The sequence below is a fragment of the Streptomyces flaveolus genome (assembly GCF_014648815.1).
Taxonomy (GTDB): domain Bacteria; phylum Actinomycetota; class Actinomycetes; order Streptomycetales; family Streptomycetaceae; genus Streptomyces; species Streptomyces flaveolus.
Genome location: NZ_BMRV01000003.1, coordinates 199,040 through 220,711 on the forward strand (window position 1 = coordinate 199,040; position 21,672 = coordinate 220,711).

Annotated in this window: 21 protein-coding genes and 2 pseudogenes; 5 read left to right on the forward strand and 18 right to left on the reverse strand. The window is 73.2% G+C overall.

What is annotated here, in order from left to right; all coding sequences use genetic code 11:
• Positions 1 to 37: 37 nt before the first annotated feature.
• Positions 38 to 209: pseudogene (locus IEZ05_RS08565) on the reverse strand ((R)-mandelonitrile lyase); the annotation flags it as partial.
• A gap of 133 nt (positions 210 to 342) precedes the next feature.
• On the opposite strand from IEZ05_RS08565, the gene IEZ05_RS08570 reads away from it, so the two are divergent.
• The gene (locus IEZ05_RS08570) at positions 343 to 1,239 is read left to right on the forward strand and encodes an aminoglycoside phosphotransferase family protein (protein ID WP_189229405.1); all 897 of its coding nucleotides are present in this window, start codon (positions 343 to 345) and stop codon (positions 1,237 to 1,239) included.
• Between the two features lie 25 nt (positions 1,240 to 1,264).
• Here the strand turns inward: IEZ05_RS08570 and IEZ05_RS08575 are convergent, their stop codons facing one another.
• From IEZ05_RS08575 to IEZ05_RS08615, 9 genes are all read right to left on the reverse strand, one after another.
• On the reverse strand, positions 1,265 to 2,026 hold the full coding sequence (locus tag IEZ05_RS08575; protein ID WP_189229406.1) for a ZIP family metal transporter: 762 nt from the start codon (positions 2,024 to 2,026) through the stop codon (positions 1,265 to 1,267).
• Between the two features lie 72 nt (positions 2,027 to 2,098).
• A complete protein-coding gene (locus IEZ05_RS08580; RefSeq protein WP_189229407.1) occupies positions 2,099 to 2,890 on the reverse strand; it encodes an alpha/beta fold hydrolase in 792 nt (263 codons plus the stop codon).
• A 92-nt stretch (positions 2,891 to 2,982) separates the two neighbouring features.
• Positions 2,983 to 3,375: a VOC family protein gene (locus IEZ05_RS08585; protein WP_189229408.1), complete on the reverse strand. Its 393-nt coding sequence runs from the start codon at positions 3,373 to 3,375 to the stop codon at positions 2,983 to 2,985.
• Positions 3,372 to 3,680 (reverse strand): ArsR/SmtB family transcription factor, encoded by a 309-nt coding sequence (locus IEZ05_RS08590; RefSeq protein ID WP_189229409.1) that lies wholly within the window; start codon positions 3,678 to 3,680, stop codon positions 3,372 to 3,374. The genes IEZ05_RS08585 and IEZ05_RS08590 overlap by 4 nt, the downstream gene beginning before the upstream one ends.
• A gap of 33 nt (positions 3,681 to 3,713) precedes the next feature.
• Entirely contained in the window at positions 3,714 to 4,883 is a 1,170-nt protein-coding gene (locus IEZ05_RS08595) for a PP2C family protein-serine/threonine phosphatase (RefSeq protein WP_189229410.1), read from the reverse strand.
• A 149-nt stretch (positions 4,884 to 5,032) separates the two neighbouring features.
• Entirely contained in the window at positions 5,033 to 6,475 is a 1,443-nt protein-coding gene (locus IEZ05_RS08600) for a vWA domain-containing protein (RefSeq protein WP_229869616.1), read from the reverse strand.
• A complete protein-coding gene (locus IEZ05_RS08605) occupies positions 6,472 to 7,740 on the reverse strand; it encodes an AAA family ATPase (RefSeq protein ID WP_189229411.1) in 1,269 nt (422 codons plus the stop codon). The genes IEZ05_RS08600 and IEZ05_RS08605 overlap by 4 nt, the downstream gene beginning before the upstream one ends.
• Before the next feature lie 106 nt (positions 7,741 to 7,846).
• Positions 7,847 to 9,286, reverse strand: coding sequence for a hypothetical protein (locus IEZ05_RS08610; RefSeq protein WP_189229412.1), 1,440 nt, complete (start codon positions 9,284 to 9,286; stop codon positions 7,847 to 7,849).
• A 115-nt stretch (positions 9,287 to 9,401) separates the two neighbouring features.
• Positions 9,402 to 9,791 (reverse strand): VOC family protein, encoded by a 390-nt coding sequence (locus IEZ05_RS08615; protein WP_189229413.1) that lies wholly within the window; start codon positions 9,789 to 9,791, stop codon positions 9,402 to 9,404.
• A 154-nt stretch (positions 9,792 to 9,945) separates the two neighbouring features.
• On the opposite strand from IEZ05_RS08615, the gene IEZ05_RS08620 reads away from it, so the two are divergent.
• Positions 9,946 to 10,827 (forward strand): LysR family transcriptional regulator, encoded by an 882-nt coding sequence (locus IEZ05_RS08620; RefSeq protein ID WP_189229414.1) that lies wholly within the window; start codon positions 9,946 to 9,948, stop codon positions 10,825 to 10,827.
• A gap of 15 nt (positions 10,828 to 10,842) precedes the next feature.
• Here IEZ05_RS08620 and IEZ05_RS08625 read toward each other — a convergent pair whose 3' ends face one another.
• From IEZ05_RS08625 to IEZ05_RS08640, 4 genes are all read right to left on the reverse strand, one after another.
• Complete coding sequence (locus IEZ05_RS08625) at positions 10,843 to 11,400, reverse strand: YciI family protein (RefSeq protein WP_189229811.1); 558 nt, start codon at positions 11,398 to 11,400, stop codon at positions 10,843 to 10,845.
• Positions 11,401 to 11,546: 146 nt separating this feature from the next.
• On the reverse strand, positions 11,547 to 11,984 hold the full coding sequence (locus tag IEZ05_RS08630) for a hypothetical protein (protein WP_189229415.1): 438 nt from the start codon (positions 11,982 to 11,984) through the stop codon (positions 11,547 to 11,549).
• A gap of 155 nt (positions 11,985 to 12,139) precedes the next feature.
• Complete coding sequence (locus tag IEZ05_RS08635) at positions 12,140 to 13,360, reverse strand: amidohydrolase (RefSeq protein WP_189229416.1); 1,221 nt, start codon at positions 13,358 to 13,360, stop codon at positions 12,140 to 12,142.
• Complete coding sequence (locus IEZ05_RS08640) at positions 13,357 to 14,778, reverse strand: MFS transporter (RefSeq protein ID WP_189229417.1); 1,422 nt, start codon at positions 14,776 to 14,778, stop codon at positions 13,357 to 13,359. The genes IEZ05_RS08635 and IEZ05_RS08640 overlap by 4 nt, the downstream gene beginning before the upstream one ends.
• A gap of 106 nt (positions 14,779 to 14,884) precedes the next feature.
• Here IEZ05_RS08640 and IEZ05_RS08645 point away from each other — a divergent pair, with 106 nt between their 5' ends.
• Entirely contained in the window at positions 14,885 to 15,907 is a 1,023-nt protein-coding gene (locus tag IEZ05_RS08645; RefSeq protein ID WP_189229418.1) for an Lrp/AsnC family transcriptional regulator, read from the forward strand.
• A gap of 13 nt (positions 15,908 to 15,920) precedes the next feature.
• Here IEZ05_RS08645 and IEZ05_RS08650 read toward each other — a convergent pair whose 3' ends face one another.
• Together IEZ05_RS08650 and IEZ05_RS08655 are read right to left on the reverse strand one after the other, a co-directional pair.
• On the reverse strand, positions 15,921 to 16,340 hold the full coding sequence (locus tag IEZ05_RS08650) for an SRPBCC family protein (RefSeq protein ID WP_189229419.1): 420 nt from the start codon (positions 16,338 to 16,340) through the stop codon (positions 15,921 to 15,923).
• Positions 16,341 to 16,402: 62 nt separating this feature from the next.
• Positions 16,403 to 17,401: pseudogene (locus tag IEZ05_RS08655) on the reverse strand (aldo/keto reductase); the annotation flags it as partial.
• A 253-nt stretch (positions 17,402 to 17,654) separates the two neighbouring features.
• On the opposite strand from IEZ05_RS08655, the gene IEZ05_RS08660 reads away from it, so the two are divergent.
• Entirely contained in the window at positions 17,655 to 18,755 is a 1,101-nt protein-coding gene (locus tag IEZ05_RS08660) for an NAD(+)/NADH kinase (RefSeq protein WP_189229420.1), read from the forward strand.
• A gap of 57 nt (positions 18,756 to 18,812) precedes the next feature.
• Here the strand turns inward: IEZ05_RS08660 and IEZ05_RS08665 are convergent, their stop codons facing one another.
• A complete protein-coding gene (locus IEZ05_RS08665) occupies positions 18,813 to 19,280 on the reverse strand; it encodes a MarR family winged helix-turn-helix transcriptional regulator (protein WP_189229421.1) in 468 nt (155 codons plus the stop codon).
• Positions 19,281 to 19,471: 191 nt separating this feature from the next.
• Between IEZ05_RS08665 and IEZ05_RS08670 the strand changes: the two genes are divergently transcribed.
• Entirely contained in the window at positions 19,472 to 20,569 is a 1,098-nt protein-coding gene (locus tag IEZ05_RS08670; RefSeq protein ID WP_189229422.1) for an NAD(P)/FAD-dependent oxidoreductase, read from the forward strand.
• Positions 20,570 to 20,806: 237 nt separating this feature from the next.
• On the opposite strand, the gene IEZ05_RS08675 is transcribed toward IEZ05_RS08670, so the two are convergent.
• Entirely contained in the window at positions 20,807 to 21,634 is an 828-nt protein-coding gene (locus IEZ05_RS08675; RefSeq protein WP_189229423.1) for an aldo/keto reductase, read from the reverse strand.
• Positions 21,635 to 21,672: the final 38 nt, after the last annotated feature.

A 21,672-nucleotide genomic window follows, 5' to 3' on the forward strand; every position in this document is an offset into this window, starting at 1 on the left:
TCCATGCCCCCGCGGGAGCGACGACCGGGTTCTGCCGTCAGTCCCGGACGCCGTCCGGGGCGGTGGCGTACCGCTCGTCGGTGATGGGCTCCAGCCAGGTGGTGCCGTCGCCGGCGACCGGGGCGAGGTGGGCCATGAGGGTGGTGTCCGTGGCGCCGTGCCAGTGTTCCTCCCGGGGGACACTTCACCGTCCCGCCGGCACGGACGCGGCCGTCGCGGGCCTGGGCCGCCGCAGAAGACCCACGCACCGCGGAACCAAATCCGGTCGACAGGCACAGCGGCGACGGGCTGTGATGCCTCCAACGCCCGCTGCACGGAGCAGGCCGGCCGCAGGAGCTGCACTTGGACACCGCGCCCCCCGCAGACACACGCCCCGAGATCGACTTCACGCTGGTCAGGCGCCTGGTCGACACCCAGTTCCCGCAGTGGGCAGGGCTCCCTCTGAAGCTGCTCGACCCGGCAGGCTCCGATCATGTGATCTACCGGCTGGGTCAGGAGCTGACCGTCCGTCTGCCCCGCCACGCCGGGGCGATCGGACAGGCCAGGAAGGAGTTCCGGTGGCTGCCCCGGCTTGCCCCGCACCTTCCCCTCCCCGTTCCGTTCCCGGTGGCGGTGGGGGAGCCCGGCCTCGGCTGTCCGTGGCCGTGGGCGGTGTCCCGCTGGCTGGAGGGCGAGGTGGCGACCGTCGAGGCCCTGGCCGACTCCACCGGGGCCGCGGTCGCGCTGGCGCGGTTCCTGGCCGCCCTGCAGCGCTTCGCGCCCGAGGACCTGACCGCCGAAGACGTCGGCGACCTCGCCGGCCGCCCGTTGGCCGACCGGGACCGCGCGACGCGGGCGGCCATCGCCCAGGTGGACGGCGTGTTCGACGCCGCGGCGATGACCGACCTGTGGGACGCGGCGCTGAACGCCCCCGGATGGGACGGTCCTCCGGTCTGGTTCCACGGTGACTTCCACACGGGCAATCTGCTGACCGTCGACGGCCGCCTCAGCGCCGTCATCGACTTCGGCGGGCTCGGCATCGGTGACCCGGCCCGCGATCTGATGATCGCCTTCACCCTGATGGCAGCCGGCAGCCGCGCGGCGTTCCGCGACGCGCTCGGCGTCGACGACGCCACGTGGACGCGGGGCCGCGGCTGGGCCCTGGCCACCGGCTTGAACGCCTACCTCTCCTACGCCGCCGTCGACGCCCGGGTCGCCGCGCAGACCACCCGTCAGATCACGGCGGCCCTCGTCGGCTGACCCGGAGCCGTGCGACCGTCGCGGCTCAGGCGTGGGACAGGGCGAACGAGACGAGGAAGCCGCTCACCGTGACCAGTCCGATGGCCAGGTGGGCGTCCTCGAAGGCCTCCGGGATCATCGTGTCGGCGATCATGGCGAGGATCGCCCCGGCCGCCACCGCGGTGACGGCGGCGATCACCGCCGGGGAGAAGGCCCCGACGACGGTGTAGCCGAGGACGGCGGACACGGTACTGGCGGCGGCGATCGCGCCCCACACCCCGAAGACGTACCCCTTGCTCCGACCGGATTTCCTCATCCCGGCCGAGCTGGACAGCCCTTCGGGCACATTGCTGATGAACACGGCCGCCACGGTCACCAGACTGACCGCGCCGCCGTCGAGCAGGCTCACCCCGATCACGGCCGATTCCGGGACCCCGTCCAGCAGTGCCCCGAGCGCCAGGGCCAGCCCCGAGCCGCCCTGTTGCGCCTCGGACGGCTGGGTGTGCGCCGTGTGGTGGCCGGAGCGTTTGCGGTGCCGGGCGCCGCGGCGGGCCAGCCAGATGTTGCCGGCGGTGTAGGCCAGCGCGCCGAGGATCGTCCCGATCGCGGCCGGCGCCAGTCCGGCCTGGTCGTAGGCCTCACCGACCAGTTCGAAGGAGACCGCGGAGATCAGCACCCCCGCGCCGAACGCCATGACCGTGGCGATCACCTTCTGCGGCACCCGCACCCCGAAGCCGACCGCCGCCCCCAACAGCAGCGCCGAGCCCGCCAGCAATCCCCACAGTCCCGCCTGCACTACCTCGATCATCCCTTGCCGGTACCCGGCGGCGCCCCCACGATTCCGTCGGCGCGTGGAACCCCCAGGAGCCGGAGGCGTGCGTCAGGGGCCCGGGGCCTGCGCGCGCCGGAGGGGCATCATCGTCTCGACCGCGTCCTGCGCCAGGTGGTCGAGGATCAGCCGGTTGACGAGGGCCGGCTTCTCCAGCGGCGCCAGGTGGGAGGCTCCCGGCACGACGGCCAGCTGGGCCTGGGGGAGCGCGCCGTACAGGGAGTTCGTGTGCTCCAGCGTCATCATGTCGTCGTCGCCGACGAGGACGAGGGTGGGTGCCTGGACGCGGGCCAGGTCCTCGGCGGTGAGGGTCGGCTGGGTGCGCCACATGTCGGTCAGCTTCGCGGCGACCGTCGGCCAGTGATCCGCGCCGTCCGGCGCGACGGCCTCGTACATCTCGCGGAAGAAGGCCAGATCGGGCGCGTCCGGCGTCATCGTGTCGAGCATCGCGGGCTCGACGAAACACTCGGGGCCGGGACGGAAGTTGGCCCCGATCACCACGGCCTTGCGCACCAGGTCGGGCCGTGCCGCGGCGACGAGCAGTGCGACGACGCCCCCGTCGCTCCAGCCGACCAGATGGGCCGCTCCCCGCACGACCGTCTCGAGGAAGTCGACCGTGTCGCCGGCCATGTCCTGGTAGGTGAGCGGGCCCTCGACGTCGGGGGTGTGTCCGTGCGCCCGCCGCTCGGGAAGGAAGAGGCGGTACTCGGCGGCGAGGTCGGCGCGCTGCGCTCCCCACGTGTCGTTCGTGCAGAAGCCGCCGTGCAGCAGGACCAGCGGATCGCCGGTCCCCTCCGTCTCGTACCACGTCCTGACCCCAGGAAGGTCCGCGTAGTCGCCCATCGTGTCCCGGCCCTCTCCGGACTGCTGTCCTCAAGGGGCCAGTCTCGGCCGCGGCCTCGACGCCCGCAACCGCGTGCACGGGCCCGGACCGCTCACTGCGCCTGCGTCGCGAGCTGGATCAGGTTCCCACAGGTGTCGTCGAGGACGGCGGTGGTGACCGGGCCCATCTCCAGCGGCTCCTGGGTGAACCGGACGCCGAGGCCGCGCAGACGCTCGTACTCCGCCCGCACGTCGGCGACGGCGAACTGGGCGAGCGGAATGCCGTCCTGGACGAGCGCGTCGCGGTAGGGCTTGACGGCGGGGTGGCCGGCGGGCTCCAGGAGGAGTTCGATGCCGTCGGGTTCGTCGGGCGAGACGACGGTCAGCCACCGGTCCTTCTCGCCCACCGGGACGTCGTGCCTCTTCACGAAGCCGAGGATCTCGGTGTAGAAGTGCAGGGCCTTGGCCTGGTCGTCGACGAAGACACTGGTCAGTCGGATCTTCATGGGGTGATTTCCTCGGGTCCGGGTCCGGGTGCGTCGGGCAGGGGCCATCGCTCGGTGATCTGCCGCAGCGGGGCGGTGTTCAGGTCGTGGAACTTGTAGCGGCCCTCCCGCCTGGTCTCGACGAGCCCGGCGGCCTCCAGCACGGCGAGGTGCTGGGACACCGCCTGGCGCGAGAGGCCGAGCCGATGCTTCATGCTCAGCCGCGAGCAGATCTCGAACAGTGTCTGTCCGGACTTCTCCGCGAGCTCGTCGATGATGGTGCGACGGGTGGGGTCGGCCAAGGCTTTGAAGAGGTCGTCGGCCACGGCCGCCAGCATAGGCAAGTGGGTACTTGCCTATCAAGTCATGGTGGGCTGGAAGGCGATCGCGATGACGTCGTCGCACAGGGCGGGTGCCCATCGGACGAGATCGTCCTGGAGGAAGGTGATGAGGCCGGCGGGGGAGACCGGGCGGTCCTCGTCGTCGCAGTAGGCCTGGAGCCGTTCGCGCAGCGGGTAGAAGGTGCCCGTGCCGCTGCGTGCCTCGGTGACGCCGTCGGAGTAGGCCACCAGGATGTCGCCGGGCTCCAGCGCGCGTTCGACGGTGTCCGGGGATGCGAGCAGCAGGTCGGCCATGCCCAGGGGCAGGCTGTGCTCGGTCTCCACGACCGACGCGGTGCGGCCCCGGACGGCGAGCAGCGGCTGGTGTCCGCGGTCCAGAATCCGCACGGCGCCCCCGTCCGGGGAGAACTCGAGCAGGACGGCCGTGGCGAACAGCTCGTCCGCCAGTGCCACCCCGTCCGCGGGCGGGGCAGCCGGCCGCATGCGGCTGATGGGGTCCATCGGGGGGTTGTCGCGGTCCAGTTCCAGGGCCACGTCGATCCGGTCGGCCACCTGGGACAGCGTCGGATGGAGCTGCGCCGCCTCCTGGAAGGTGGAGATCACCGTGGCCACGGTCTGGGCCGCACCGATGCCCTTGCCCTTGACGTCCCCGACGATCACGCGGACGCCGAACGGCGTCGGGCGGACGCTGTAGAGGTCCCCGCCGATGAGGGCTTCGTCATCCGCGGCCCGGTAGAAGCCGGCCACCCGTAAGGGGCCGATCCGGTCGGGCAGGGGACGGAGCAGTGCCAGTTGCACGGCTTCGGCGACCGCCTGGACGTGGCGGAAACGCCTCTCGGCCCGTCGGCGTACCTCGCAGAGCACGACGGAAAGCAGGGTGACGAAACCCAGTACGACCAGCGCCACTACGGTCAGCGGACCGACGTGGTCCTCGAGCTGCTCGGTGACGACCAGCAGGACACATCCGGCGACACCGGTGGCGGCGACACCGATCGGCGGATAGGTGAAGATGGCCAGTACCACCGAAGCCGACAGCAGCGGTCCGAAGAAGTACCGCGGTGGCGTCGCCTCGTCGAGCGCCATCGCCATCACGATCAGGGCGGGCGGGAACCAGCGCAGCCATCGCGGCGGCCAGGGATGCTGCTCAGCCCGCCGCCGGTACTCCACCGCAGCCCGACCCGCACCCACAGCTGTCGCTCCCTTCCCGCCAAGCGTCCCGGCAGGCCCGAGGGCCTTGGCGAGCATCATGCCCGAGCGGACCCGCCCCGGACGGCACCAACCCACCGCTCAGTGGCTGCGGAGCACAATGCCCCCCTTCCTCACACCGCCCGGCCCCGTCAGCCGATGGTGACGACACGCGCCCAGGGCGGGGGTGCGTCCGGGACGTAGTCGGGGTCGTTCTCGTCGGGGCCGTCGGCCGGGCGGGGGAAGAGCCCGACCACCGTGCGGCAGGGAGGCTGCGCGGACGGCCACGGCGTCTGACCGTCCGTCAGGGCGACGATCACGTCCGGGCGGGGCCGGGACCGCAGTGCCCGCGCGAAACCGGAACGCAGGTCCGTACCGCCACCGCCGAGCAGCTCCATGTGCTCGGCGCGGCAGAGCGGGACGGCCACCCCCGCCGCCGCGTCGCAGGAGATCACGGAAACCAGGTCCCGCCGCCCGCCCACCGCCTGCGAGATCGCCGCCACCTCCAGCAGCGCGCTGCCCAGCTCCGCGTCGCTCACCGACCCGGAGGTGTCGATCACGACGCAGACCCGGGGCGGCGTCCGGCGCAGGCTCGGCAGCAGCACCCCGGGCACACTCGCCGACCGGCGGGACGGACGCCGGTAGCTGTGGTTCTCGCCCACCCCCGGCCCGCCGGCCGCCGAGCGGACCGCCGCCCCCAGCAACTCCCGCCACGGCTGCGGCGGGTGGAAGGCCTCGTCCGCCCAGCGGCGCCACCCCTCCGGTGCGTCGCCGGGGCGCCCCTTGATCCCCTCCGCGACCCGGAAGCGGACCGCGTCCCGCTGCTGCCTGCTCAGCCCGTGCGCGCCGTCGGGACCCAGCTCCCACGGCCGCTCCTGCCCGTCGGCACCACTGCCGCAGTCCAGCCAGGCCAGGTCCGGGGCGAGCCCGGACATCGACGCGGTCCGCAGGTACTCCTCCATCAGCAGGCCGGAGGGCAGCCGCAGCAGCGAGGGCAGCACCGCGCCTCTGGGCCTGGGCAGGCCGTCACCGTAGATGTCGTCGTTGATCTCGAAGTCGGCGGCGATGTTCCGCCGCAGCCTTGCCCAGCCTTCGGCCGGGGGGACCCCCATATCGCTTCGCTCGCCCGGCCCGCACTCCTCGTGCTCCCGCGCGTACCGCTCGCCCCGCCCGTGATGGTCGCGGAGCAGGTGGGAGACCTCGTGGACCCAGACTCCCGCCAGTTCCTCCACGGGCATACGCGCCACGAAGGCGGGGGAGACGTAGCAACGCCAGTGCGCGTCCACCGCCATCGTCGGCACCGACCGGTCCTCCACCACGTGCAGGGCGAAGAGCGCGTCGGCCAGGTAGGGACGGACTTTCACGGCGTGCAGCCGGGCGGCCAGCAACTTCTCCTTGTCCAGCCGGAGTCCCGGCCGGTCGGCCGCTTCCGCGGGCCCGGTCCCTGCCCCGGTCCCGGGCCACGGCTCCGGCAACGTGGCCCGCACCGGGCGCGGCGGCGGGGCCGGCGGCATCGGGTACGGCACCGGCCGTTTCCGCCGGGACGCCGGACCCGGCAGTGGACGCGGCTCCGGTCGCCGCACGGCCCCCGTCATCGGCGCGCCCCCGCCGTCCGCGCGGTGCCGGCCGCCTCCGCGACCCGCTCCACCGACCGGTCCGCCCGCCGGGCGAGGCCGACCACCCCGGCCAGCCGCTCCACCGCGTCCGGCACCTCCCAGTCGTCGCGCCGCAGCGCCGCCAGCGCCGTCGCCGGGGCGACCAGCAGATCCGGTGCGCCGGTCTCCAGCGCCCGCACCAGCACCGCCCAGCCGGCCTCCCAACGCTCCCGCCGCGGCCGTGCCCCGACGGCGGCGACCACCGCCTCCAGCGTCGCCTGCCGCAGGTCGCCCCGCTCCGGCAGTTCGGCGGCGGCCGGGTCGGCGAGCAGTGACTCCGGGTCGGGCAGGTCCATCCGGTCCAGATGCGCGAGGAGTTCGAGGCCCGGTCCGTCGCCCACCGCGCCCCGCACCAGCAGCGCCAGCACGTCCCGGGAGACGGAGGCGGCCGTGCCGAACGCCAGCAGCGTCAACGCGGCCTCCCAGCTGCGGGGCGAGGGCCAGGCACCCCCGCGTCGCGCGTCGCTGCTCGGCAGCCGGTGGATCAGCGTCGGCCGGGCCTTCAGGAAGCCGCAGACCGCCCGCCGGGCGAACGCCACGGCCTCCGGCAGCCGCTCCGCCTCCAGCCGGGGCAGCTCCGCCCGGGGCCAGACCCCGCCCAGTCCGCGCACCACCACCTCCCTGTCGTGCACCCAGTACAGGTGCACGAACCGGTTGGCCAGCGGCGGACTCAGCTCCCAGCCGTCCGCAGCGGAGGCGCGCGGATTGGCGGCGGCCACGATCCGTACACCCGGCGGCAGTTGCAGCGCACCGACCCTCCGCTCCAGAACGACCCGGAGCAGCGCGGCCTGCACGGCCGGGGTGGCGGTGGAGAGCTCGTCCAGGAAGAGCAGGCCGCGCCCGGCCCGCACCAGTTCCACGGCCCACTGCGGCGGCGCCATCGGCACCCCCTGCACGGCGGGGTCGTCGCCCACGATGGGCAGCCCGGAGAAGTCGGACGGCTCGTGGACACTGGCGATCACGGTGGTCAGCGGCAGGTCGAGGGAGTCGGCGAGCTGGGTCAGGGCCGCGGTCTTGCCGATGCCCGGCTCGCCCCAGAGCAGGACGGGCAGGTCGGCGGCGACGGCCAGGGTGAGCGCCTCGAGGTTCTCGTCGGGGCGCGGTTCGGTGGTGGTCGTCCGCAGCAGGGACAACAGAGCCTCGGCCACGTCGAGTTCGGAGCCGGTGGTCGCGGCGGAACCGGGCAGGAAGGTGCGGGAAGACATGGGCATCACCTGGGTGTGAAAGAGGGAGGGACGGGAGAACCCGTCCCGAAGGTCGTGGGACATGCGGCATGTGCCGCGGCACGGGGAAGGGGCGTGGGGCGCCCGGTCAGGCGGTCAGGCCGGTACGGGGCCGCACCCGGCTGCCGCGCTTGCGGCGCATGGCGAGCGGCATGTGGCGGTCGACCCGTGGACGGCGCTGCGCATCGGCACCGGCAGCGGGGTGCACGGCAACCAGCCCCGAGCGGAAGAGCCCGTGGTCGATACGGCGGACCGCGGCCGACTCCAGGACGTCCCGCAGCGGCCCGTCGCGCAGGATCGCTCCCGGGCCGAGCAGCGCCTCGACCACGGCCAGCGCCCCCATGGCGTCACCGTGCGCGAGCCGTTCCCGGACCGCGGGCAGGGCCTCGGGACTGCGGTGCACCGCGTCGATGGCCCGCAGGCAGGGCAGCGGCGGTCCACCGAGCGCCACCAGGAGCTCCTCCCGCCGCACCTGTTCCGCGTCGTGGTCGATCGCCGTCAGCACCCCGTCCCGCAGGGCGATCCGGTGGATCTCGCCCCGGCACTCCACCCGGTGCGGATCACCCGACTGGTGTACGAGGCCGGCCATGGTGGCGGAACCCGCCGGCACGGGCGGTGAGCCGTGCCCCGTCAGCGCCGCGGCGACGAGCGGGTGCAGCCGTCCGGCCGCGACGAGACCCGCCCGCAGCAGTGCCAGGTCCGGCAGGACCCGGGCCGCGGCCTCCGGCAGCACCGGGAGTGCCGCGACCTCCTGCGCCGGCAGCGCCCCGGGCAGGGGCCGTGACGTCGGGGCGTGACTGTCGTCGGGGGCGACGAGCTGGAGCACGGCGCGGCTGCGCGGTCCGAGGCGCACGGAGAAGGCGCCACGCGGGAGCCCTTCCGCCCGCAACAGGTACTCCGCCTCGGACGCCCAACGCCCCACTGCCCAATGGTCGTTGGACAGCTGGTGGACGGATGGTCCTCCGGGCCCGCGGGACGGTGCCCCGGCCGCGCCGCACCGCCGGGCCAGCTCGCCGCTCCGCCCTGCGTCCCAGAGATGCCGGTGCAGGTCGAGCCGGAAACGCCGGTCGGGATGCGGATGCGGGTGGTGCCCGAAGCGGTCACCGCCGGACCCGTCCCACAGGGCCAGGGACATGCGCTGCCCGGCGTCCGCCCGGGCGGGCGGTGTCCCCGCCACCAGGTGCGGCGTCGTCGTGCCGGAACCGCGATAACGGGCGAGGGAGATCGTGAGGCCGGGTCGCAGCCGCCCGTCGGGGGCGATCCGGGGCATGTGCCAGCGCAGCAGATCCGGCGCCAGCCGGCGCAGGTCCGCCCGAAGGCGGTGGGCGAGGTCGGTGCCGTGGCGGTCGCGCACGGCGCGCAGATCGAGGTCGACGTCGATCCGGGCGGCGGCACAGGCCCCCGCCCAGTCACCGACCGCACGCCGTGCGGTCGCGGTCTCGATCATGGACGGTGGCACGGCGTACTCGCGCACGCGCTGCCACATCAACAGGTGGGCCGGAACACCGTTCGCGGGGTGAAGTGCCATCAGCACTCACCCGAGGCGAACGATTCCCCCAATCCGTACGAGGAGAAGTTCATCATCGCGGGCATGCTAACCACCCGGGTGATGGTCTGTCACTCGCCTTTCGCCGCGGGGGTCCTCAGTCGTTCTGCGGGTACCAGCGCAGTTCCACGGTGTTGCCGTCGGGGTCCTCCACGTAGAGGGAGACGGCGGTGCCCCGGGCGCCGAAGCGCTCGCCGGGGCCGTCCAGCACGGTGAACACGCCGGAATCGATGACCTGCTGCCAGTCGAGGGGCTCGACCACCAGGCAGATGTGGTCGACGTTGGAGCCTCGCGGGCCGTCGGCGGGTGCCTCGACGAGGTCGATGATGGTGGTGGGGCTCACCCGCACGGAGGGGAAGGGCGCCTTGCCGTCCCGCCACTCCTCGACCCGTACGGGCTCCAGGCCCAGAGGACCGGTGTAGAAGGCGAGCGAACGCTCGACGTCGGCGACGTTGAGGACGAGGTGGTCGAAGGCGATCACGCGCATGGGTGTCTCCGCAGGTGAAGGCGCCCGGGGCGCCGAGGGGGTTATGAGGGGCCGGCGTCGGTGTCGTCCGGCCCGGATTCCAGCATGGCCGAGCGGGCATCCAGCGGTCCAACGCATGTTTGTCATCCGATCCATCGTGCTTCACGATCCACGAATGGATCTCCAGCAGATGCGCTACGTCCTCGCGGTCGCGGAGACCGCCAGCTTCACCCGCGCCGCCGAACGGTGCCACATCGTCCAGTCCGCGCTCAGCCACCAAGTCGCCCGGCTGGAGAAGGAACTGGGCGCCCGGCTGTTCGAGCGGACCAGCCGCCGGGTGCGGCTGACCGCCGCCGGAGAGGCGTTCCTGCCGGCCGCGCGCCAGGCCCTGGAAGCGGCGGAACGGGCCCGGGCGGAGGTGGCGGCGGCCACCGGTGAGATACGGGGCAGGCTCACCGTCGGGTCGATCCCCACGGTCGCCGCCGTCGATCTCCCGGCAGTGCTCCGCGACTACCGCCGGCGCTACCCCCAGGTGAGGATCAGTCTCCGCGCGGGCTCCAGCGAGCGCCTCGTCGAGCAGGTGCGCGACGGCACACTCGACGCGGCCTTCCTCGGCGTACAGCCGGGATTCCGACTGGAGGGCGTCCACGACGAGGAACTCGCCCACGGTCGGCATGTCGCCGTGGTCGCCCCGGACCACCCGCTGGCCGCGGAGGACGAGGTGGATCTTCGGCTCCTCGCGGGCGAGGTGTTCGTGGACTTCGCCGAGGGCAGTGCCGCCCGTGCCCAGTCGGACCAGGCGTTCGCGGCGGCCGGCCTGCGCCGCGAGGTCACCTTCGAGGTGTCCGGGGTCGAGTTGATGGTCCGGATGGTCCGCCACGGACTGGGCGTCGCCCTGTTGCCCGCGGCGTTCACCACCGAACTGCACGGGCTGCGCTGCGTAGCCATCGCCGACGGGCCCGTACGGGTGGAACGCCTCGTCTGGAGACGCGTCACCCCGTCCCCCGCAGCCTCCGCCTTCCTCTCCCTGCTCGGCGTGCGCGCCACCCGTCCGTAACAGGTCGGCCGGCCCTCAAGGCTGCGAAGGGCGCCCGCCGAACTGCCAGTTGTGCACCTCGATGCCGGCGTACTGGTCCATGGTCAGGACGGCACGGGCCGTCTCCGGGTCCGGTGCCCGGACCAGCACCGCCGTGCCCAGCCAGGTGATGCCGTCGTCGGACAGCAGCGGCCCGTAGGCGATCAACTCGTCCCGACCGGGCGGCACCTCCAGGTCGGCGGCCCGTCCCGTGCCGAGACCGAGCACCAGGTACCGGTTGCCGCCGGTCCGGCCGCCGGGGAAGTCCCACATGGTGCGCCCCAGCGTGTTGTGCCACCGTCGCAGCAGCACGTCCCGGTAGGCGCCGGCCTGGTAGTTCGGCTCGTCGAAGGCGAACGCGCGGGCAGCGGCGGGGTCGGGCAGGTCGACGATGTGCAGGCTTCCCGTAGGTGTGTCACCGTCGTCGGCGAGGGTCGGGCCCCGCGCGATCATCTCCTTCGCGTACCGGTCCATGTAGGACCAGTGCTCTTCGGTCAACTCGTCGCGCAGTGCCGCGGAACCGGGACGGTCGCGGTGGTAGCAGAGGAACTCCATGCCCAAGGATCTCTGCGCGGAGGTGGCCAGGTCGAGCGGTTTCGCTGCGGCGGCCACTCGGCCGTCGTGTCAGTGACGTCGGACTCAAGCCCTTTTCGCGCCGTCATGTCAACAGACGCAGGTGTTCGAGGCCCGGTGACGCGTGGTCAGGACGGCGCGTCCGACTGCCGGTCGGCCGCCGACGCGCCGGCACCCTGGCGGCAGGCCGCGTCGTGCAGGTCGCCCAGCGAGGTCCACCATCGCTCGCAGCAGTCGTGGACGGCGATGCGGTGGGACGCCGCGGACCGGGTGCACTCCGGACCGTGCGCGAGCGTGCCCGAGGTCCGCCAGAACGCGCAGCACGGTGCCGGGGCGGCGAGTGGTCCCGCCGGGCGAGGCCGGGCGAGCCGCTCGGCCCGCCGTGCCCGGGTGATCCGCCGCTGGTGCTCCGCACGGGCGTCGGCGGCACAGCAGGCGAAGACGGCCACGCCCAACAGGCCCGGCAGGGACAGCAAGGGGTGGTACGTGGCCGCGTAACCGGCGCACCCGAGAAGCAGGACGGCGACTGCGCTGCACGCGCGGGCGGTGTGCAGGGTCGGCGGCACGAGGACTCCCACTGGTCGGCGACGTTCAAGGCTCGGGATCCCGTATGCCCCGTCGTCACCGCCGTACGTGTCCGGGCTGCCGCACAACAGGACGGGCGCGGGAACCGAGGTCGCGGCTCCCGCGCCGCCCGGCCCGCGTCGGCCGGGCGCCCGGGTCACCCCGCCTCTGCCGCCGCCCGGCGACGGGCCACGCGGTCGAGGAAGCGGCCCCGCTGTACGGGGTCGGTGGCCAGATCCACCCCGACCCGGGCCAGGGCGGTCGCGCCGTCCAGGACGGCGCGGTCGGCACCGGGCCCGGCCCCGTAGCGGGTGAAGTCCGCGGTGTGCTGGAGGGCGCCCCCGGTGTCGTACCCGATGCACGGGTGGATCGACGGCACGACGTGGGACACGTTGCCCATGTCGGTGGAGGCCATCGGCTCACCGTGGCGGGCCACCGGGTTCCGGCCGAGCGCCCGGACCGCCTCCACGTAGGCAGAGGTCAGGAACGGGTCCTGCCGCAGGTCGGCGAAGTCGTGACCGTGCGGTACGAGTTCCAGCTCCGCTCCGGTGGCCAGCGCGCCCGCTTCGAGGCAGGCCCGCACACGGCGCCGGGCGTCCGCGAGATCCCCGGTGGTGCGGGCCCGCACCTCGTAGCGCGCACGGGCGACCTCGGGGATGACGTTGACGGTGTGCCCGGCCTCCAGGACCACGTCGTGGACCAGCGTCCCCGGCGGCAACTGCTGACGCAGCAGGCCGACCGCCGTGTGGGCCAGCGTAACGGCGTCGAGGGCGTTCACACCCTGCCAGGGCGCGACGGCGGCGTGGGCCGGCGCCCCGCGATAGGTGACGTCCCAGGCGCCGACGGCGAGAGACGAGGCACCGACCGAGTCCTCCGGTGCGGCGTGCACCATCATCGCCGCGGCGGCGTCGTCGAACACCCCTGCCTCCAGCAGCGTCACCTTTCCGCCGACGTCCTCCTCGGCCGGTGTGCCCACCAGTTTCACCGTGACGCCGATGCTGTCGGCGACCGCTGCCAGACCGAGCGCGGCCCCCACGGCCGCGGCACCGTTGACGTTGTGTCCGCAGGCGTGCCCGATGCCCGGCAGCGCGTCGTACTCGGCGCACAGGCACACCACGAGGTCGCCGGTGCCGTAGGTGGCGACGAGGGCGGTCGGCAGCCCGGCCGCTCCCCGCGCCACCCGGAAGCCGGCGTCCGTGAGCAGGTCCGCGATCTTGGCGGCCGACCGGTGCTCCCGCAGCGCCGTCTCCGGCTCCGCGTGGAGGCTGTGGCTCAGTCCCACCAGGGCTTCGCCCCAGGAGCGGACGGCGTCCGTGGCGGCGGCCAGGGCATTCTCGCGTGCGGGCGTCCGCGGCTGTTCGGGTCGGGTGTGCGTCATGCCGCCTTCTCCTTGTGTGTGATGCGCGGTGCGCGGGGGACGGCGGAGGAAGCGGGCCCGCCGCGGAACAGCAGGCCGAGCAGTGCCCCGCCCAGGGCGACCGCCGCGCACGTCCCCCAGGACCAGAGGTATCCCGCCCCCGCGACACCGCCGCCGGAGGCGGGATGCCCGGCGAACAGGGCCCCGATGAGCGCCGCCCCGATCGCCGCCCCCAGGGAGAGCGCCAGTTCGTTGATGCCGACGGACAGGGCCGTCTCCGACGCGTCCACCACCTCGACCGACAGGGTGCGTGTGACGGCCTCGAACATCCCCGTCGCCACCCCCACCAGCAGCGCCCCCACGAGGTATTGGGGCAGGGAACCGTGGAACAGCATCAGGTAGACGAAGCCCGCCGCGCCGACCCCGCCCCCGGCGACGAGGGTCGCCCGGTCCCCGACGAGCCGGGCCAGCCGAGGCGACGCCGTGGATCCGCCGACGCCCGCGACGACCATCGCCAGGGACACCAGAGAGATGGCCCGCGATCCCAGCCCCATCCCGTAGCCCCCGGCGTCCGGCTCCGAGCCCAGGAAGACCGCGTTCGCGCCGAGGAAGCCGATGGCGCCGAACGCGGCGCAGAACGTGTGGGCGCTGACCACGGCCAGCCGCGGGTTGCGCAGCAGGGCCAGGTCGACCAGTGGATGGTCCGCCGTGTGTTCGACGCGGATCCACACGGCGAGGAGGGCCACGGCGGCGGCGGCGGTGAGCAGCGAGGAAGCCGACGCCCACCCCCAGGTGCCGCCCTCCGTCAGCACCAGGACCGAGGCGCCCAGACCGAGGGTCAGCAGCACCGCGGCCGGAGTGTTGAACCGGCCGGCGCGCGGAGCGGTGCCGGCGGGCAGGACGAACGCCGCGACCAGGGCCATGACCGCGAACGGCACGGCGGTCCACAGACCCGCCGGCGCGTGCTCCTCGCTCAGTGAGCCGGCGACGAAACCACCGGTGCCGATGGACAGCAGCAGCGCGCCGACGAGCACCGACATGCCGGAGCGGCCGTGCTCCGGGGCCCGGGAGCGCAGGATTCCGGCCAGCAGCGGAAAGAAGCCGACGACGGCGCTCTGCAGCGTCATGCCGAGCGCGAGCGTGGCGGTCGTCGGCCTCAGGGCGATGAGCAGAGACCCCGTGGCCACCATGGCGACGGCGATCCGCAGCAGCCGCCGGTGGCCCCAGATGTCTCCCCAGCGCGACAGCAGCGGGGTCAGCACCGCGAACGCGAGCTGCGACAGCAGATAGAGGTTGCCCTGCCCCACGCCGCCGAGTCCGACGTGGCGGCCCACGACGGGCAGCAGAGGCGTCAGATAGCCCTGGACGACGCCGCTGCAGACCACGATCACCGTCATGGTCGCGAGCAGGCCCCGGTTGCGACCGATGGCATCCGGCACTGTGTCACCCTCTTTCCTTGGCTGGAACACGACATGGTGACTACAGTGCGAGCGCTGGAGGAATCGGCCGCCGACTGGCGGGAAGCGTGCGGGAGGCCCGGCCGGGATGAAGGAATCGGGCACAGCCAGCGAACTGGACCTCGCACTCGTGCACGCGCTCCAGATCCGCCCCCGTGCCTCCTGGGCCGATCTCGCACCCTCGCTGGGCGTCGCGGCGGTGACGCTGGCCCGTCGCTGGGAGCGGCTCACCGAGCGGGGGCTCGCCTGGCTGTCAGCCGTGCCCGGGCCGGCCTTCTCCCACTCCCGGTGCACGGCGTTCGTCCTCGTCGGCTGCCGGCCTGCCGCACGGGAGCGGCTGGCCGACCGGATCGCCGGACTGAGCGGGGCGGTGACCGTCGAACTCACCACGCCCGGCGGTGCCGACCTGCTGCTGGACGTGCTGGCCCCGGACCTGGCCGCCCTGCACCGCTTCGTGGACGAGCGGCTGGCCCGGCTGCCCGGGGTGACCGGGGTGGAGTGCCTGTTCGCCACGTCGCTGTACACGGAGGGCAGCAGGTGGCGGCTCGGCTCACTGGACTCGGCCCAGCTCTCCGAGCTCGGCCGGCCGGTGACGGCGGACCGGGGCACCGCACCGCCCGTCGCCGCGCTCGACGACATCGACCGCGAGCTGCTCGGGCTGCTGGCCCTCGACGGGCGCGTGGCACTGGCGGAGCTGGCCCAGAGTGCGGGGACGAGCGCCGCGACCGTCCGGCGACGGCTGGGCCGGCTCACCCGCTCGGGGGTGGTCGCGTTCCGCTGCGACGTGGCTCCGGCACTCGTCGGGCTGCCGGTCCCGGTGACCTTCCGCGGCCGGGCGCCGGCCAAGGACGTCAACGCGCTGCACCGCACGCTGGCCACCCTCCCCGGATGCCGGCTCGTCGCCGCCGTCACCGGAACCGCCAACGTCCTGGCCACCTACTGGCTGCCGGACGTCGGAGCCGTCCAGCACCGCGAGACGGTGATGTGCGAACGCCTTCCGTCCCTGGAGATCACCGATCGGGTCATCGGCGTCCGTACCGTCAAACGCATGGGTCACCTGCTGGACGCCGGTGGCTGCCGCACGGGAACACGGGCGATCCAGGTCTGGTAGGGCGGCCCCGGTGTCAGGCCGCGAGGGTCCGGTGCAGGGCGTCGAGGCCGTCCCGGTAGATGCCGGTGAAGAGGTCGACGACCTCTTCCTCGGTGGCGCCCTCGGGGTTGAAGCGTCCGGACCACTGGACCTCGGCGATGTCGTCGCGGCCGGGGACCGTGTGGACGCGGAGGGTGGAGACGTACCCGTCGACCGGGAACGGCGCCTGGAGGATGACGTAGCTGTAGTGGCGCTCGGTGTCGTTGAAGTCGACGAGCCGTTCCACGATCACCTCGCCGTCCGGGTTCGTCAGTCGGCGGACCCGGCCGCCCTCGAGCGGGGTGCTGCGGGGGATGTAGGGAAGCCAGTCGGGCAGGGCGTCGAAGCCGCCGACGAGGTTCCAGACCTCGTCGGGCGAGGCGGGCACGGTGCGGCTGACGGAGGTGGAGGCCATGGTGTTTCTCCTGGACGGGTGCTGGGGTGGAGCTCTCGGGGTGGGAGGCCGGCGGGGTCAGGCGCCGTCGGGGAGCGGGGCGGCCGGACCAGACCGGCGGCGCGCAGGTCGGTCCAGAACGCGGCCGGGACGGTCTCGTCGAGGGCGGCGAGGTCCTCGGCGATCCGGCCGGGCCGGGTGGCGCCGGGGATGACCGCCGACGTGACCGGGTGGGCCAGGGAGAACTGGAGGGCGGCGGCCTTGATGGAGATGCCGTGCTTCCGGGTCAGATCCTTGAGGCGGGAGACCTTCTGGACGATCTCCGGCGGGGCCTGCTGGTACTCGAAGTGGGCGCCGCCGGCGAGGATGCCGGAGCTGTAGGGGCCGCCGACGACCATGTCGACGTTCTGCTCCTGGGCCATGGGCAGCAGGCGCTGGAGGGCGTGTTCGTGGTCGAGGAGGGTGTACCGGCCCGCGAGCAGGAAGCCGTCGGGCCGCGGCTCGTCGAGGGCGAGGGTCAGCTCGATGGGTTCGGTCTTGTTCACGCCGAGGCCCCAGGCCTTGATGACGCCCTCGTCGCGCAGGCGGGACAGGACGCGGAAGGCTCCGGTGCGGGCCTCCTCGAACTTCTGGATCCACCCGTCGCCGTGGAAGTCCTGGGCGATGTCGTGGACCCAGACGATGTCGAGGCGGTCGACACCGAGGCGCTCGAGGCTGCCCTCGATGGAACGCTCGGTGGCGTCGGCGGTCCACTCGTGGAGGATCCTGTTCGGGTTCCCGTGTGCGAACAGGCCGCCCTTCTCCCCGAAGTCGGGGACGTCGGACTCGGGCTCGTCGAGGATGACTCGGCCGACCTTGCTGGACAGGACGTAGGAGTCGCGGGGCTGGGTGGACAGGAGCCGGCCGAGACGTTCCTCGGCGAGGCCGGCGCCGTAGAAGGGGGCGGTGTCGTAGTAGCGGATGCCCTGGTCCCAGGCGGCCTGGACGGTGGCGTGGGCCTCGTCGGGGATCGCGCGGAACATGTTGCCGAGCGGGGCGGTGCCGAAGCCGAGACGGCCGGGAAGGATTCCCTTGAGGGACATGGTGGTGCCTTTTCGATCGGGTTGGCGACTCCGCTCGCGGACCGCGGCAGTGGATGCGCGGCGGTGCCCTGTCGGAGCCGGACGAACGGCGCAATTAGATGCAGGAGCGCCTTACGGGTGAAGGCAATAATTGCAGACGCCTGGTAATGCAAGTGGGTGCCGCAACGAGCCCTGTCCAGTGGGCCCGGTCGCCGGGCTGCCGACCGGGGCGCATCCTGGAGGAACCTGGCCCCTCGCCCGGGAGGAAGTCACCATGGCGGTCGAGCGCGCCGGTCTCGTCGTCCACAAGGGACGTCCCGAAGCCGTGGAGGCCTCGCGCTCGGTGCGGGCGTGGTGCGACGACCACCGCATCCCGTGCGCCGAGATCGACGTCTGGGACGCCGCCGAACAGCGGCGCAGCGCCCGCGAGGAGTTGGAGGCGGCCGGGAATCCGGACCTGATCGTCACCCTGGGCGGTGACGGGACGTTCCTGCGCGGGGCCCGCCTGGCCGCGCACAACGATTCCCTGCTGCTGGGCATCGACTTCGGCCACGTCGGCTTCCTCACCGAGGTGCCCGCACGTGACGTGCTCCAGGCCCTGGACGCCGTCCGCGAATCCCGCGTCACCGTCGAAGCGCGCATGCTGCTCACCATGCGCGCTTCCAGGCCGCTCTCGCTTCCCCGGGAACTGGGTCCGCTGCTGCGGTACGGCCGCAGGCCGTCCCTGCCCCCACCGCAGGTGCGTCCCGGGTGCGAGGCCGGCGGAGGGTGGGGGGTGGCACTCGACGTGCTCGGACTGAACGAGGTCGTCGTGGAGAAGTTCGCCCGGGACGGCCGGGTCGCCGCCGCGGTCTACTTCGCCGGGAGGCTGCTCGCCTGCTATGCCGGCGACGCGTTGCTGGTGGCGACACCGACGGGCTCGACCGCCTACAGCTTCGCCGCGAGCGGACCCGTGGTCTCGCCCCGTGCGGAAGCCCTGGTCTTCACGCCCGTCGCGGCCCACATGGTCTTCAACCGGTCGGTCCTCGCCGCGCCTGACGAGCCGATCGCCATGCGTCTCCTGCCGCACTCCGGGAGCGCGGCGGTCAGTGTGGACGGCCAGCTCCGCGGTGTACTGGAACCCGGAGACTGGATCGGCGTCTATGCCGCGCCGAGTCCGCTGCGGGCGGTGCGCCTGGGGCCGACCGACTTCTACGGTCGCCTGCGCGAGCGGCTGCGGCTGACCGACGCGCCCGCCACGGCGTCCGACGCCGGCGTGCCGTCGGCCTGGCCGCTGACGGCTCCGCCGCCGCACGACCTGGACCACCTGAACCTGCCGACCCTCTCGCAGGGCAGGCGCCTGCCCGCCGTCCGGCGAGCCGACGGCGGTGTCTGACCCGCTGTGGTGCGGCGGTGAGGGGGTCGGGCCGCACGGTGAAAAGCGCGGTCGGGCCTACCGCCGTCCCGCCGGAACGTCCACCGCTTCCACGGCCTCGACCAGTGAGGTCAGCTCGGGGTTCTTGGCGGCTTCGTCGAGCGCTTCCCGCAGGGCGGTGTCGTTGGTCGGCCGGGCTTCTTCCAGGAGTTTCAGGCCGGCTTCGGTGACGTCGGTGTAGATGCCGCGGCGGTCGGTCGGGCACAGGTACCGCGAGAGCAGGTGCCGGTCCTCGAGGCGGGTGACCAGGCGGGTGGTGGCGCTCTGGCTGAGGACGACCGCGTCGGCGACCTGCTTCATCTGCAGGTGCCCGCCGTCGCCGTCGTGCTGGCGGCTGAGCACGTCGAGCAGCGAGTACTCCCGCACGCTCAGATCGTGCTTGGACTGCAGGGCGCGCTCGATGTGTGCCTCGATCTTGCCGTGCAGGAGGGAGAGGGCACCCCATCCGCTGGCGAGAGCGGTGAGCGCGGGGTCTGTGGCGGTCATGGGAGCCAGGTCTCCTTCCGAGGGGGACTGCGTATACAGCATAAGCCATGAAATGAAATATTCGCAAGGATCAATATAGCGCTAATGCAAGTATTTTTCGCGCCGTAACTGGGCTGCTTCGCCGGGGGCGGTGCCGCCATGATGGCCGACGGCGGGTGACAGCACGGCAGTCGATCCAAGGGGAGCGGTAGATGCGAGCAGTCGTCGTCGGATGCGGTATCGCCGGTGCGGCGGCCGGCTACGAGCTGGCGCGCGAGGGCGTGGACGTGGTCCTGGTGGATTCGCGGGCCCCCGGACGCGCCACATCGGCCGGAGCAGGCATCGTCTGCCCGTGGTCGTCCCGGGCCGACGACGAGGACTGGTACCGGATCGCGGTCGCCGGAGCCGAGCACTATCGCGATCTGCTGGCGGCGCTGGCCGCTGACGGTGAGACCGACCTCGGCTATCGGCAGGTCGGTGCCCTGCGTCTGGTCCAGGAGGCCGAAGCCACCGAGACCTTCCGTCGCGTGGCCGAGCGTGCCGCGCAGTCCCCGTCGGCAGGCGAGGTGGAGCTGGTCGGCGCTCGCCGGGCCCGCGACCTCTTCCCGCCCCTCGCCCACGAAGGCCCGGCGATCCGCATACCGGGAGCGGCGCGCCTGGACGGCCGCTCGGTCCGCGACGCGATGATCCGCGCCGCCGCCCGGCACGGCGCACGGCTGACGGAAGGAACGGCCACGATCGTCGCCGACGGTGCCGTGCGCGGAGTGCAGGTTGCGGACCGGTTCGTCGAGGCGGACGCCGTGGTCGCGGCGGCCGGGGCCTGGTCGCCACGCCTGCTCGAACCGCTCGGCGTCCGGGTGCGCATCACACCCCAGCGCGGCCAGATCGTGCATCTGCGGCTGCCGGGAGCGCGGACCGGGGACTGGCCCGTGGTGCTGCCCGAGTCGCACCACTACCTTCTCGCCTTCGACGACTCACGGGTCGTGGTCGGAGCGACGCGCGAGGACGGCTCCGGGTTCGACCACCGGGTGACCGCGGCGGGGCTGGCGGAGGTGCTCGGCGAAGCGCTGTCGGTGGCTCCCGGACTGGCGGACGCCACCCACCTGGAGACCCGCGTCGGGTTCCGCCCCGTGGGTCCCGACATCCGGCCGGTGCTCGGTGCGGTGCCGCAGATCGACGGGTTGGTCGTGGTCAACGGTCTCGGAGCGTCCGGGCTCACGATCGGCCCCTACGCGGGCTCGATCGCCGCCCGTCTGGCCCGTGGGGTGGACACGGGGATCGACCTCTCGCCGTACGACCCGCTGCGCTGAACCCGTCTCGACGGCCGAGGCCTGTCCGACCATGCCGGCCGCCCCGGACCCGGCCGACGCGCCGGGGGAGGGGCCACCCCCCTTTCGGGGTGGTGCCGGGCACGGGCGACGCGCACACGGCTGCGAACGCGGGCTCGCGCGGGCGGGACCTGCCATCCGCACCCGCGCGAGCCGGAGCAACCCGGCGGGGCGCCGCGGAAGTGCGCCGCCCCGCCGGGCCGGTCGGCAGGGACCGGGTCAGTTGAGCTCGTCCGGGTGCGGGCCCGTGCGCAGATCGCGGTCGAGTCCGGCGATCGCGGTCATCTCGTCGTCGGTGAGGGTGAAGTCGAAGACGTCGAGGTTCTCGCGGATGCGGGCGGGCGTCACCGACTTGGGGATGACGACGTTGCCGAGCTGGAGGTGCCAGCGCAGGACGACCTGCGCGGCCGACTTGCCGTGCCGGGCCGCGATCGTGGTGATCGCCTCGTCCTCGAGGACGGCACCCTGCGCCAGCGGGCTCCACGCCTCGGTCACGATGCCGAGCCGGGCGTGCGCGGCGCGCAGCTCGGTCTGCTGGAGGCCGGGGTGCAGTTCGACCTGGTTGACCGCCGGGACCAGGTCGGAGCCGGCGAGAAGGCGCTCGAGGTGCGCGGGCTGGAAGTTGGACACGCCCGCGGCGCGGATCCGGCCGTCGGCGACGAGCTTCTCGATGGCCTTCCAGGACTCGCGGTACAGGTCACGGGCGGGCGTCGGCCAGTGGATCAGGTACAGGTCGACGTGGTCGAGGCCCAGCTTGTCCAGGCTCGCGTCGAAGGCCTTCAGCGTGGCGTCGTATCCCTGGTCGGCGTTCCAGAGCTTCGTGGTGACGAACAGGTCGTCGCGGGCGATCCCGGAGTCCGCGAGGGCGCGCCCGACGCCGGCCTCGTTGCCGTAGATCGCGGCGGTGTCGATGCTGCGGTAGCCGGCCTCCAGGGCGGCGCTCACCGCGGCGGTGGTCTCCGCGTCGGGGACCTGGAAGACGCCGAAGCCGAGCTGGGGGATCTCGACGCCGTTGTTGAGGGTGACGGTGGGAACGGTGTGGTTCATGGGGGATTCCTTGCTTGCTTGCAACAGAGGTGAGGCTG